Annotated in this window: 13 protein-coding genes and 1 pseudogene; 5 read left to right on the forward strand and 9 right to left on the reverse strand. The window is 54.0% G+C overall.

The window, feature by feature from the left end; translation table 11 throughout:
- Positions 1–34 precede the first annotated feature (34 nt).
- From ACMX25_RS21970 to ACMX25_RS22000, 7 genes are all read right to left on the reverse strand, one after another.
- A complete protein-coding gene (locus ACMX25_RS21970; RefSeq protein ID WP_414952182.1) occupies positions 35–751 on the reverse strand; it encodes an ABC transporter ATP-binding protein in 717 nt (238 codons plus the stop codon).
- Positions 744–1,511, reverse strand: coding sequence for an ABC transporter ATP-binding protein (locus ACMX25_RS21975; RefSeq protein WP_414952183.1), 768 nt, complete (start codon positions 1,509–1,511; stop codon positions 744–746). Before ACMX25_RS21975 ends, ACMX25_RS21970 begins: the two co-directional genes overlap by 8 nt.
- Before the next feature lie 140 nt (positions 1,512–1,651).
- Positions 1,652–2,437: an enoyl-CoA hydratase-related protein gene (locus tag ACMX25_RS21980; protein WP_414952184.1), complete on the reverse strand. Its 786-nt coding sequence runs from the start codon at positions 2,435–2,437 to the stop codon at positions 1,652–1,654.
- Between the two features lie 20 nt (positions 2,438–2,457).
- A complete protein-coding gene (locus ACMX25_RS21985; RefSeq protein ID WP_414952185.1) occupies positions 2,458–3,675 on the reverse strand; it encodes an ABC transporter substrate-binding protein in 1,218 nt (405 codons plus the stop codon).
- Between the two features lie 319 nt (positions 3,676–3,994).
- Positions 3,995–4,858: an SMP-30/gluconolactonase/LRE family protein gene (locus ACMX25_RS21990; protein ID WP_414952186.1), complete on the reverse strand. Its 864-nt coding sequence runs from the start codon at positions 4,856–4,858 to the stop codon at positions 3,995–3,997.
- A complete protein-coding gene (locus ACMX25_RS21995) occupies positions 4,855–6,519 on the reverse strand; it encodes an AMP-binding protein (protein WP_414952187.1) in 1,665 nt (554 codons plus the stop codon). Before ACMX25_RS21995 ends, ACMX25_RS21990 begins: the two co-directional genes overlap by 4 nt.
- 10 nt (positions 6,520–6,529) lie before the next feature.
- Complete coding sequence (locus tag ACMX25_RS22000) at positions 6,530–7,492, reverse strand: VOC family protein (protein WP_414952188.1); 963 nt, start codon at positions 7,490–7,492, stop codon at positions 6,530–6,532.
- A gap of 719 nt (positions 7,493–8,211) precedes the next feature.
- Between ACMX25_RS22000 and ACMX25_RS22005 the strand changes: the two genes are divergently transcribed.
- Both ACMX25_RS22005 and ACMX25_RS22010 read left to right on the forward strand, forming a co-directional pair.
- On the forward strand, positions 8,212–8,493 hold the full coding sequence (locus ACMX25_RS22005) for a hypothetical protein (RefSeq protein ID WP_414952233.1): 282 nt from the start codon (positions 8,212–8,214) through the stop codon (positions 8,491–8,493).
- 34 nt (positions 8,494–8,527) lie between these two features.
- The gene (locus tag ACMX25_RS22010) at positions 8,528–8,689 is read left to right on the forward strand and encodes a hypothetical protein (RefSeq protein WP_414952189.1); all 162 of its coding nucleotides are present in this window, start codon (positions 8,528–8,530) and stop codon (positions 8,687–8,689) included.
- 290 nt (positions 8,690–8,979) lie between these two features.
- Here the strand turns inward: ACMX25_RS22010 and ACMX25_RS22015 are convergent, their stop codons facing one another.
- Positions 8,980–9,441 (reverse strand): aminotransferase class V-fold PLP-dependent enzyme, encoded by a 462-nt coding sequence (locus ACMX25_RS22015; protein WP_414952190.1) that lies wholly within the window; start codon positions 9,439–9,441, stop codon positions 8,980–8,982.
- Positions 9,442–9,914: 473 nt separating this feature from the next.
- Between ACMX25_RS22015 and ACMX25_RS22020 the strand changes: the two are divergent.
- Positions 9,915–10,199 (forward strand): annotated as a pseudogene (locus ACMX25_RS22020) (NADP oxidoreductase coenzyme); the annotation flags it as partial.
- A 101-nt stretch (positions 10,200–10,300) separates the two neighbouring features.
- Entirely contained in the window at positions 10,301–10,711 is a 411-nt protein-coding gene (locus ACMX25_RS22025) for a nuclear transport factor 2 family protein (protein ID WP_414952191.1), read from the forward strand.
- Positions 10,712–10,718: 7 nt separating this feature from the next.
- Here ACMX25_RS22025 and ACMX25_RS22030 read toward each other — a convergent pair whose 3' ends face one another.
- On the reverse strand, positions 10,719–11,444 hold the full coding sequence (locus ACMX25_RS22030) for a TetR/AcrR family transcriptional regulator (protein WP_462686297.1): 726 nt from the start codon (positions 11,442–11,444) through the stop codon (positions 10,719–10,721).
- Positions 11,445–11,488: 44 nt separating this feature from the next.
- Here ACMX25_RS22030 and ACMX25_RS22035 point away from each other — a divergent pair, with 44 nt between their 5' ends.
- Positions 11,489–12,223 (forward strand): SDR family NAD(P)-dependent oxidoreductase, encoded by a 735-nt coding sequence (locus tag ACMX25_RS22035; protein ID WP_414952192.1) that lies wholly within the window; start codon positions 11,489–11,491, stop codon positions 12,221–12,223.
- Positions 12,224–12,282: the final 59 nt, after the last annotated feature.

The raw sequence follows: 12,282 nt of genomic DNA on the forward strand, positions 1-12,282 counted from the left end.
TTTTTGCAATTTTCCTGGAATTGACATCAGTTTTTCATACACCGAGATAGCTTGTCAGTTTCCCGATATTCGCTTCTAGCTCAGCGTTAGAAAATTTATCTATGAAGCGGCCGTGCTCCATAACGTAATAGCCGTCTGCGACCGTTGATGCAAATTTGAAATTTTGCTCTACCAAGACAATGGTAAAACCTTGATCTTTTAGCGCCCGAATAGTAGCGCCGATTTGCTTTATAATCACCGGCGCCAGACCTTCAGTCGGCTCGTCAAGTAATAATAGTCGTGCACCTGTGCGAAGTATTCGAGCAATTGCCAACATTTGCTGTTCGCCGCCGGATAATCTCGTGGCTTGAGGCGTGTTCAGGCGTTCCTTAAGATTAGGAAACAATGTGAAGATGCGATCGAGGGACATTCCCCCAGAGTGCACACGCGGAGGCAACAGTAAGTTTTCCTCAACGCTCAAGGTCGAAAAGATTCCTCGATCCTCGGGACAGATCGCGATGCCGCGACGCGCGATCTGGTCCGAAGTTGACTTGATGATTTCTTCACCGGCGAAATGAATCGAGCCGGAACGCTTGCTTATCATTCCCATGATCGACTTCAATGTGGTCGTCTTTCCAGCACCATTACGCCCAAGCAGAGTAATCACTTCGCCTTCTTTTACGTCGAAACTCGCCCCATGCAGTACGTGGGACTCGCCATACCAAGCGTGTAGATCACGGACAGCCAACAATGCATCTCTGGGGTTAGTCATTTCCGGCCCCCATATATGCCTCTAGTACCTCTGAATGGCGAGAAACGAAAGCATAGTCTCCCTCGGCGATCACTTTGCCCCGGGCCAGCACAGTTATGCGATCGCAAATACTCTCGACCACCGCAAGGTTATGCTCAACCATTAATACAGTTCGATTTTGGGAAATACGCTTGATCAACTTGGCTATGCTATCGACGTCCTCATGTCCCATTCCAGCCATTGGCTCATCAAGTAGGAGGAACTCTGGGTCCAGGGCTAACGTCGTCGCAATCTCGAGCGCTCGCTTTCTTCCGTAGGACAACTCGGTTGCTAAGCAACTTGAAAAGTCCGCCAGTCCAACGTCCGCTAAAAGGTGCATTGCCCGCTCGTTAAATTTGCTGAGTATTGCCCGCGAGTGCCAGAAATCGAACGAGTTACCGCGTTTTCGTTGCAATGCGATCCGTACGTTCTCAATGGACGTTAGTTGCGGAAAAACAGCTGATATCTGAAACGATCGAACCAAGCCTAACTGCGCGATATCGGCAGGCTGCAACTGAGTGATGTCCTCGCCATTAAACCGAATGCGCCCTTCAGTCGGTGTCAGAAACTTCGTCAACAAATTAAAGCAAGTAGTTTTCCCTGCTCCGTTGGGGCCAATCAATGCGTGGATTGTTCCCCGTTCGACACGCAGAGAGACATCATCAACAGCCACGAAGCCGGCGAATTCCTTTCTTATATGCTCTGTTTCTAAAATAAAGTCATTCTGTCTTAGCGCAGTCATGTCGGCTCGATCTAGCTATGAATCAAGCCGCGGCGACTTTCGTCGCAAAGGCCTATTGTCGTGAGGCAACCCAGAAAATCGGCATAACACTTCTTGAAGAGACTGACTTTCGCAAGCCGACTCGTCATGATGTCCTCAGCTCAGCACCAAGTGAACTCCGGCGGGCGTTTCTCTCGGAACGCGCGAACACCCTCTTGGAGGTCTAGTGCCAAAAACGAGCCGCCGCGAAACTGACGAACCTTTGCGTCTTCGACAACGGCGCCGTCGAGCGCCGCCTGAACGATGGCCTTCGCTGCCCTTATGGACCACTGAGATTTCTGACACAGAGAATTTGCATAAGTGTTCGTTGCCTCTTCAATATCGCTCAGAGAAAACTCACGATCTATTAGCCCGACCGAGCGTGCTTCAGTCAAATCAAACAGGCGAGCGCTAAACAAGTAATCCCGCGCCATCGATGGGCCAACAAGCGCGGTCAAACGTTTAGTCGACGCCAAGCTATAGACCAGACCAAGCTTTGCTGGCGTGACACCAAACCTCGAACCAGTAGCCGCGAATCGCAGATCACACGCAAGCGCGATTTCGACGCCACCGCCGATACAGTCTCCACGGATCATCGCGATGACAGGCTTTTCGCACTGGCCAATCGCGTTTTCTGCTGCGTGCACAGCATCCATATACATCCAGCCTTTTTCTTCGTTTCCGGCGCACGCAGCGATCTCATCGATATCGGCACCGGCAGCGAATGCGCTTTTGTCGATCCCTTGGATAATAAGAACCTTCACTATGGAGTCTGCAACGACTTCATCCATTAGCTGCGGGATCGCTTGCCACATCGCGAGCGACAGTGCGTTCCGCTTTTCGGGACGATTTATAACGAGCCTCGCAATTTCGCCAGTACGTTCGAGATAGATGAAAGGTTGTGTCATTGCAGTTCCTTGTCTGGCGCCTAGCTTTTCTTAACTAGCGGGCATCCACTTTCTTCAGCTGGTCGAAATACTTCTGCGCCAGGCAACGTGCGAATAATCTTGTACAAATCCCAAGGCCCGTGTGACTCCGCGGGTTTCTTAACTTCTACGAGATACATATCATGGACCAACCTTCCGTCTGCTCGGATTTGTCCGTTTTTGACATAAAAGTCATTGACCGGATTTGCACGCATACGTGCGAGGACTGCCTGAGCTTCATCGGTTTTGGCATCACTCACGGCCGCAAGATAGTGCCGCACAGCCGAATAGACGCTCGCTTGCACCATCGTTGGCATTGCCTTGTGACGTTCAAAAAATCGTTTCGACCATTGCCGCGTCTCGTCGTTACGATCCCAATAGAACGCAGTAACAAACCTGAGGCCCTGCGCAGCTTCCAAGCCAAGTGACTTCACATCCGTTATAAACATCACCGGCGTCACAATTGTCTGACCGCGGCTCGCGAGGCCAAACTCACGTGCTTGCTTCAGTGAGTTGATTAGGTCAGCGCCACCGTTCGCAAAGGCAACGACCTTCGCGCCTGAAGCCTGGGCCTGAAGGAGGTAAGAGCTAAAGTCCGATGTATTTATTGGATGGCGTACGCTCCCCAACACCTTCCCACCAGCGTTCGCGATCGCGCGAGTCGCATCAGCTTGCATTGACTGACCGAATGCGTAATCAACGGTGATGAAGTACCAGCTGTCTAGACCGTTCTTCACCGCCGATTGCACAAGGCCATTCGCCAGAGCGTAACTGTCGTAAAGCCAGGAAATTGAATTTGGTGTACAGGATTTTCCAGTAAAGTCGCTTGTACCAACAGCTGTGCCTATGACTATACGATTCTTTTCACGTGCTAATTGCTGAACGCCAAGCGCAACTGAAGAATTGACAATGTCGACTGCAAGGTCCACTTTGCCCGTGTCGAACCACTGTCGTGCGATGTTGATTCCGACATCAGCTTTGTTGAGATGGTTTGCGCTAATCACTTCGATCGGCTTACCGAGCACCGTCCCGCCAAAGTCCTCAACCGCCATTTGCGCGGCGATCACAGAACCTGGGCCTGCCAAATCAGCGTACGGACCCGACTGATCGTTCATCACGCCGATCTTGACGACGCCGCCAGAGACCTGAGCTGACGCGTCGACCACCATTGCTTGTAAAACAAGCAATGCAAGGGTCGCTATCTTGGTTCTCATTTTCATCGCTTGTCTCCTAACCGTTTATCGGCGGGATTTTTTTGTAGTTCTGGGCGCCTTAGAAGGCGAAACATTGCAAGAAAGCGCAAAGACATTGTCAGACGATCCGTTACACATTGCAAGGCCTTTTCGTCTGGTGATCTGATAGAGCTTTATCTCCTCCTGATCCTCGAAAATGTTTCGATGCCTGCTACGCTAGACCGGCTTTGCCACTCTTTGCAGGAAAGGCCAGCAGCGGTCCAGGCACCCCACATCCCAACGGCATTCAGCATTGGGCTCCAGCCATTTCCTTTGTAGTTTTCGGTCAATGCAACTTGGGATAGGCTCAAAAATTCACACGTGCCGGCGAGACGGGTAAGCCGGGAATGTCAGAGCGGAGTTGGAAGATCGTTCCTGCATCGGCGCGGCCACTCCCATCGGATCCGGAAGTGACGAATACGTCGCGCATGTCATCACCACCGAAGCACAGACTAGTGACCATTGGGACAGGAAAGTCGATCTGCCTCTCAAACCTGCCGTCAGAAGCGAAGACTTTTACTTTTCCTGCGTGCGCGACGCCCACCCATACAGAGCCATCGGCCGCGACGGCTAAGCCGTCGGGCAGTCCTTCGGGGACGGAGGCGAAGATGCGACGATCGGCAAGGTTTCCATTATCCTGAACGTCGTATTCATAAACCTCTCGAGTGCCGGAGTCCGCGTGATAGAGCTTTCGTCCGTCCGCACTAAATCCCATTCCATTCGATATTTTAATATCGGGATACACCTCTCTGACAGATCCATCGAGTTCGATCAGGAATAGGGGTGCGCCTTTCTGAGAACCACCGACGCCCGACAGTTGAGTCTCAGTCGGTCGAAATCCGAGTGCACCAACATAAATTCGACCTGACGAATCAGTTGTTAGGTCGTTGAACCCTACCAGCCCATGATCGCTATCATTTTCAATTAATGCGATCGTTCCATCAGCTGCCGGGCCCTTGTAGGCGACGTTGCGGCCAGAAATTATGAGTCCACCTCTGTCATGCCACGCCATGCCACCGATACCACGACGGTGCTCGAATACTGTAGAGACATTGCCCTGACGATCCACGACATAGGCGCCACCTTTTACCGCGTCTGCAAAAAATAGCCCAAATTGAGGATGCCAGACTGGCCCTTCAATCAATTCGAATCCAGAGACCAAAGCCTTCATGTCAATTCCTTTCCTGCTGAGATTGTGTCCACGCCTTCATTTGATTCGGGAGCAGCTCCAAAGACACATTGCGTTTCCCTATCCCAGGTCAGCGCATTTACGCCGCGCGCACGCAAATCTTTCTTTTTGACCTTCCCCGTGGCAGTCTTGTCGATTGCGTCAACGAATTCCCAGAACCGAGGTACAGCGAAGCGCGGCAGTCGCACCTTCGACCATTCAAGCAACTCAGCATAGCCAACTCGCGTTTGCCCCAAAACCACGTAAGCTTTCACTTCGTCTTCGCCTCCGGCATCGTCGATTTTCACTCCTACGATTGCGCACTCTGCGATATCTGGATGAGATGCGAGAACATGCTCGATCTCAAACGGAGAAATGTTCTCACCCCTGCGACGGATAAAGTCGCCGATTCGGTCAACAAAGTGGAGTCGGCCCTTTCTGTCTAATCGCCCCCCATCGCCGGTATGAAACCAAAGATTTCTCCAGGTCTGCAGTGTGACTTCGGGTTGCCCCAGATATCCTTGCATGAAGGCAAAAGGCGCCTTCGGGCGAATTACGATCTCCCCGACGCTGTCTTCAGAAAGAGGGCGGTCGGTTTGAGGATCGACAATACATACGTCAAAGAATTCGTCGCACGGTACTCCAACGCAGCCGGGTTCAACCGAGTCAGCAGGGTCGGAAAAGGACACAATGTTGCATTCCGTCATCCCATAAACCTGAACCAGACGAACACCGAAGCGCGATTCGAATTTTTCTGCCCATGACGCGAGCACCGGAACAGCCATAACCGCACGAAGACTATGGCGCTGATCATCAGGCGTTTCCGGTTGACGAAGAACGAACTCCGCCATGATGCCTAGGCAGTTTGTGATAGTCGCTTCACAGGCTCGGATTTTTTCAAGCCAACGCGACGCCGAAAACTTCACGCACACGTACGCTCGGGCACCGGTCACGAGGCAGCTTCCTAAAGACATCAGCAAGGCGTTTACGTGGAACAACGGCAAAGCTATGAAGAAGCAATCTTCTTTCGAAACACCGAGAGCACGCGCTTGTTGTAAACCAAAAATGTACGCATGCGCTTGTGGGATTAATACGCCCTTGGCACGTCCGCTCGTTCCGGATGTATAGAGAATTAGACACAAGTCGCTTGATTCAGGCGCCAATATGGCGGAAGGGCTCGCTTCCGCACATAGGTCATCGAAGGTCATACTAGCGGCACTCGAGCCATCAGCAAACCCGATCGAAACCAACCTCTCGACGCTTGCGGGCATCAAAGGACTTAGCTCTCCTAGGTACTTATCACTCACGATGATTTTTGGTGAGCTATCTCGAAGCTGATGAGCGAGTAAGTCCCCCTTCAATTCGGTATTGATAGGAATCAGGATCGCCCGTCTTTTCTGTACGCCCCAAAAAAGAACTAGAAACGCTAAGCTGTTTTCCGCCATGATCGCAACGCGGTCACCTTGACCAACCCCGATGCGCGCCAAGCCGGTAGCACACGCGTCACTCATTCGATCCAAAGCAGCGAAGGAAAGCGGGTCTTCACCTTCGAATGTCACAAACGGCGCTTCGCCATTCCTTTGCGCTTGGGCGCGAAGTGCATCGACCAGCGTCCAGCACGAGCTTTCCGCGGGTGATATCGCCGGAGTTGATTGATTGACCATAGCTAAGCACCTATTCGATTGGTGTGCGCTGGATGAAATGCAGTAAAACACGTTCCGTCGACCGGCGGTCCATAAATGCAATTCGACCGCTGCGCGAGCCAGGTCGAGAAACCGGATCGATCATTGCGATACCTTCCGCTGTAACCCGTGCAATGGCTGCGTCGATGTCGGGCACTTTGAAGCAAATGTGCAGGAGACCTTCGCCTCGCTTTTGTAGCGCCTGCGCAATGGCACCTTGATCCTGCCCAACGGACCCCGGGATCGTTCCTAATGGAGTTGAAATCTTCGCTGCACCGATGGGCTGCATGATCTCCAGATCAAAATCGCCAACGGTGACGAATAGCGCAATTAGACCCGACCCGACCTTGGCAATCGGTTGATGTGAGTGTGACGTGGCGCCATACTTGTCGTTAGAGGTAACCTCGATAGGTACGAGAAACTCAGAGTCTGTCTGCGTGGATTCGAGCGTCCAACCAAGACCGTCTACGTAAAGCTTGCGTGCCCGGTCACCGCTTTCGGCTGCTATGCCCAAATGATCAACTCGCTCGATGAATGGCTGCTTGGAAGGCTCTTTGAATTCTAGAGCAGCACCCTTATCGAGGAATTGAAGCGGGATCCCAATGGTCGTGGCCGGGTCGCTCCATATCGCGCTGCGCATTCCCGAGCCGGTCGCCTGCTCCGCTTGGATTTTCGCCCCAGCTTCTTTCAGGATCTCTTGAGCCTGGCCTAGCGATGAAACCTTGAATGCGACATGGTTAACACCACGGCGTCCCATCCGAGCATCCACTGATTGCGTCGACGCCACGCGGATTAAGGTTTTGCCGACCTTGACCGCAAATGCGGGTCCATCTTCGGACTCTGGGTAGTCTGCAATTGGAAGCGCCAGCTTTTCATGAAACAGCACGCGTGCCGCCGCCAGGTCTTCCATAACGACACCCACGTGCTCCATAACGCCAATTGGGATGTTTTTCATATTTCGACTCCTGTGAGTTAAAGACTGTTTATCAGTTCACGGCGACGAGTGCTAAAGCATTCTTCGGTATTTCGACGACGTGGTCCGCCAAAACGCGCTCCAAATGGGTTACGAACGAAGCACGTTCGACCTCTTGCAGACGCCGTCTTCGTTTGGATTGTCAGTCAAACATGCCTTCGATGCAAGACATTATTGTCAGACGATGTGTAGGGGAATATCTCTACGCGCGGCCCAAAATGCCATCCGTCAGGCGTTGCGTGCGCGGCCATCGTACGCGCAAATCTTAATCAGTCTGAATGCCATCGGCGGCGTTATCGCAAAGATAAGTAGGCGCGGCTGGGCTTGATTGGCAAGCTGTCCACGACTAATGCGAGCGGCCGCTGTCGGCCCGGCAGCGGCGGTTGCCGCCCGCGAGGTCCGCCGTGCTCTCCCGTCCACCGCGTCCTGGGGCGCAATGGCATGACGCTGAAGCCGCCGTGGCAGCAATAGGTCGCCGTCCACCCCGAGGTCATTCAATTACACGCAAATCGTCGATGCGCTGGTTCTAGCATGCTGGGAAGAGGCAGTTCATCGACTTCGCTGAGCCAAGGTGCCGTTGCAAGGTGGCGCAGTGGCACAAGACGAGCGTCGGAATTGTTAGCGCTGTTTCTAAAGGGCCGGATATCTTACGGGGCTGCGGACGAGTACATGAAAAAGCTGGAGGCAGTCCATGTACTCGTATGAAGACCGCATTCGAGCGGTTCAGCTCTACGGAAAACTGGGAAAGCGGCTTGCAGCGACCGTTCGTCAATTGGGCTAGCCCTTTTGCATTAACGGGTTCAGACCTATTTTATTTAAAAGAGAGTGAGGCGCAGAACTTCGCCATGAAGGCCATCATGCTCTCAAAAGCTGCTGAAGGCTGCCCGCGGTCGCCAGTGCTGCAAGACCTCTTGCGACGCAGCTGGCTTCTCGGCTCCGCCCTCGATTCAGCGTGGCTGGTCACCGCGTGGCATCCCGCATAGCGTCACGCCCCACCTGCATTGCCGACGTTCGGTCATGGGCGAGATCGATTTCGGCGCCGAAACACTGATTCATGAAGCCACAACGCAATTGGTCAAGCGTACCGCGGTCCTTCAATTCCTCGATCACGTCCTTCAACTGGCCGCTCAGTGCCCGACGGTCGTCGCGCTTGACAACGTGTCGATTAAGAAACGCTAGAGCGCTGACTCATCAAACATCGAATTTTGCTGTTCTATCTGGCGTCCTACGGTCCCGAGATGAACACGATCGAAATCTTAGAGCAGGCCAAACATCACTGCCGACGCTTTGTCACATGGACGTGCAAGACCATCGAGTCTGGAATCGAAGCCCTGCTCGGAGCCTAAGGTTCAACTTATCAAATTCGTTTCACTTGACACTTAACTTAACGGAGATGGTTTAATTGGACGGGTGAGCTATGGCGGGGCGGGCCAGCTGCAGTGAAGGACTCCATGCCCGCCGGCCCGGTGCTATCCGGAGTTGCTTACGTCTTTAATCGCTACGACGAGGCCGTCCAGATCACTTGTGCGCGTGAACAATGAAGTTGTCACGCGCACACAGTCACCGGCGGCGACGCCCCCTCGTGGCATAGTAAATACTTTGTATTTGTCAAACTTGCGGTTTGCGATCGCCTGGTTGTCTGCCTTTGTCGTTTTCCCAGCCAGTCGAAACGACGTTATAGAGCCATATAACCCTGGCTCGTCTGGCGTTAGTATTTCCACCCCCTTGAAACCTTTGACGCGCGACACCCAGTAATCGCGCAAATAACGCAACTTTGCACCTTTATCCTCCGCACTGATTCGATCATGAAAGGCCAAGGCTGCAGGAATCGTCATCACATTGGCCGTGTTGGTTGTACCGGAATGCACGCGAGAACGGATGTCGTTCGGCGCGTTGTCCCGGTCGCAGAACTGCCTGTCAATGTCAGCCAAGCGCCCTTTTCGAATAGAGGAGGTCTCGATTCGAAGTGCAACAACCAGGTTAATGTTTTGAAGACGCTGCTTGTTATGAACGCTAGTGTACGAAGCAACGAATCCAGAGTGGACTCCTTCAGCTATATTAATACGGCGCACCGGGGCGTGGATCGAAGCGTGCCTCGCAATTTAATTGGGTTCAGCGCAGGAATATCTCAGCACCGCGCTTGGTCGGGCAAGGCCCTCTCAAGGAGTCCATTCAATTTTCGGAAATCTAATCGTCCATGCAGTATGCCAGAGCGCTTAATTAGGAGTACACCTGAATGGATAATGGTGTAATAAACAACAGGGAAGCACTTTAAGGAGTTTTTGTTGAGCGCGAATGCCGGCAAGGAGTCCGCCACACGCGAGCCTATAAGACAACGTGCTGTTATGCTTACCGTCGGGTACGGAACCGTACCGACTTTATCGCAGCTTAGGCGCAACCTGTTTCTGCCGGGGATGTCGCGAAGGCGTTCACCGGTGCAAGACTGGTTAGGATTTTCAAACCATTTAGGCGCTGCCGTCCCACCGGGATCCGGCCGTACATGGGGTAGGAGAGTCGTGTTCCAGGCGAGCGACGATGACGGCGCAGCAGAGGAGATCGGCGCGCTTGCGGAGAATCTAGGTTTTTCGCCGATCGAACTTGGGGGCCTTTCCGAAAGTGGACTGTTTGTGCACGCGCGGGGCAATAGCTGGGTCGACTGATCTTTAAGGACTTGGTCAAGTTCGACTGATGAATCGCGATCGATATTTCATGCGATTTCGCCTCGCGTGGGCCACGGTGAGTCCAATTAGATTGGACTCACTCGGACTTAAGTAAAATTGGAGAGATTAGATGAGCATCGAAGAGAATATTCAGATTGTGAAGGATTTCTTTGCGGCAATGGGCAGCTACAACGCGCAAACTCTGCTGGCGTTAGCTTCCGAAGACGTTGAGTGGATCGTTCCGGGCAAGGGCTGGCCGCTGGCCGGCACGCACCGCGGGCACGCGGGATTGGCGGCCGTGCTTCAGAAGGCTTCCAACGAGATAGAAATGACATATCCAGAGCCTCTGGAATTCGTGGCGCAGGGAGACCGGGTTTTGGTGATCGGCATCGCCACGGGGAAAATCAAAGCCACAAATAAGCCATTCAGGGACGATTGGGTCTTCGACATTACTATTCGAGATGGCAAAGTGAGCAACGTCCGGGAATATATCGACACGCAAGCACTGGCGCGCGCATTCGAGACAGACGCAAATACCTAGATCTGACTCAACTCGTTGCCTTCTTGACCTCGCTGCTCGACCGATTTGGCAGGATGGCGCTCGCGATAAGGTGAAAGAGATGATCGGCCCGTGGTGCAAATGAGTGTTGGCCGACGAGCCAGCCGAGCGCCGACATTAGAGCGAACAGGTCGTCCGCATCCATATCAGCGCGCGCCGTTCCCTCTGCCTGAGCACGGAGTAGTAGTCGCGCGCCCGCTGATCGCACCGCTGCGCATGGAGCGTAGAGCGCGGAGTTCGGGTTCGCGTGGGCGCTCGCCATCAAGGCGACAACACCGCTGTAGCTACCGACGAACTCCACCCCTTCGCGAAACCAGGATACGAGGGCGTCGTCAGGTGGATCCAACGTTTCGAGCTCGACTGCCTTCTGCGTCAGAGCATCCAGATTTGTACGCAGCAACGCTTCGAACAAAGCTTCTCGCGTCGGGAAATGACGAAGCAGCGTTGCCAACCCGACTTCGGCCCGGCGGCTGATATCTCGCATGGACGCGTCGGCGCCGTGTTCTGCGACGACGTCACGCGCGACTGCTAGTAGATGGCTGTAGTTTTTTCTGGCGTCGGCTCGCATGGGGGGTCTTGACAAGCGGATCAGTGATCCACATAATTGGACCTGTGAACCGGTTAATGTGAATTCGGATCTGGATCGGTGATCCGCATCATACAGCGCCCTTGTGGCAAAGGGAACAGAGGCGCTGGCCGAATTGTCTTCAGCCAAGCATTTCTCCAGCTTCCCTGCAGCTCCAACTAAGGATCCACGACATGACCAGACTGAATGGAAAGACCGCCGTAATCACCGGTGGCGCTACCGGCATCGGCCGCGCTGCAGCAAAGCGCTTCATCGAGGAAGGTGCGTTCGTCTTCATCTTCGGCCGCCGACAAGAAGCGCTCGACGCCGCCGTGGCCGAACTCGGGGCCAATGCCCGGGCGGTGAAGGGCTCGGTCTCCGATGAAGCCGATCTGGACCGACTCTATGCGGCGGTGAAGGCCGAGCGCGGAACCCTCGATATCGTTTTCGCCAATGCCGGCGCGGGAAGCCAGGCAAAGCTCGGCGAGATCACCGCCGAGCACATTGACGAAACGTTCGACACCAATGTGAAGGGTACGATCTTCACGATCCAGAAGGCGCTGCCGTTGATGGGCAAAGGCGCTTCGATCATCCTGACCGGTTCGAGCGCCGGCACCACCGGCGCCCCGACAATGACCGCCTACAGCGCAAGCAAGGCGGCAGTGCGCAACCTCGCGAAGACGTGGGCGGAGGACTTGAAGGGGACCGGCATCCGGGTGAACGTGCTCTCGCCCGGCGCGACTGCGACCGAACTCGCGAAGGCAGCGCTTGGTGAAGAAGGCCAGAAAGTCTACGCCGCTATGACTCCGCTCCAGCGCATGGCCGATCCATCAGAAATCGCGGCAGCGGCTGCCTTCCTCGCATCGTCAGACAGCAGCTTCATGACCGCCAGCGAACTCGCCGTCGACGGCGGCCTGGCGCAACTCTGACGCTACGCCTTACGGCGCTCCATTCGATTATTCGGAGCGCCGTAGGGCTCAGCAAACTG

Origin of the sequence: Caballeronia eucalypticola, from assembly GCF_047608185.1 — a bacterium.
In the GTDB taxonomy this organism is placed as follows: Bacteria; Pseudomonadota; Gammaproteobacteria; order Burkholderiales; family Burkholderiaceae; genus Caballeronia.

Excerpts from the sequence above, each read along its gene's own strand:
- ACMX25_RS21970 (WP_414952182.1), bottom strand. The coding sequence starts at position 751 with ATGACTAACCCCAGAGATGCATTGTTGGCTGTCCGTGATCTACACGCT.
- ACMX25_RS21975 (WP_414952183.1), bottom strand. The coding sequence starts at position 1,511 with ATGACTGCGCTAAGACAGAATGACTTTATTTTAGAAACAGAGCATATA.
- ACMX25_RS21980 (WP_414952184.1), bottom strand. The coding sequence starts at position 2,437 with ATGACACAACCTTTCATCTATCTCGAACGTACTGGCGAAATTGCGAGG.
- ACMX25_RS21985 (WP_414952185.1), bottom strand. The coding sequence starts at position 3,675 with ATGAAAATGAGAACCAAGATAGCGACCCTTGCATTGCTTGTTTTACAA.
- ACMX25_RS21990 (WP_414952186.1), bottom strand. The coding sequence starts at position 4,858 with ATGAAGGCTTTGGTCTCTGGATTCGAATTGATTGAAGGGCCAGTCTGG.
- ACMX25_RS21995 (WP_414952187.1), bottom strand. The coding sequence starts at position 6,519 with ATGGTCAATCAATCAACTCCGGCGATATCACCCGCGGAAAGCTCGTGC.
- ACMX25_RS22000 (WP_414952188.1), bottom strand. The coding sequence starts at position 7,492 with ATGAAAAACATCCCAATTGGCGTTATGGAGCACGTGGGTGTCGTTATG.
- ACMX25_RS22005 (WP_414952233.1), top strand. The coding sequence starts at position 8,212 with ATGAAGACCGCATTCGAGCGGTTCAGCTCTACGGAAAACTGGGAAAGC.
- ACMX25_RS22010 (WP_414952189.1), top strand. The coding sequence starts at position 8,528 with ATGGGCGAGATCGATTTCGGCGCCGAAACACTGATTCATGAAGCCACA.
- ACMX25_RS22025 (WP_414952191.1), top strand. The coding sequence starts at position 10,301 with ATGAGCATCGAAGAGAATATTCAGATTGTGAAGGATTTCTTTGCGGCA.
- ACMX25_RS22035 (WP_414952192.1), top strand. The coding sequence starts at position 11,489 with ATGACCAGACTGAATGGAAAGACCGCCGTAATCACCGGTGGCGCTACC.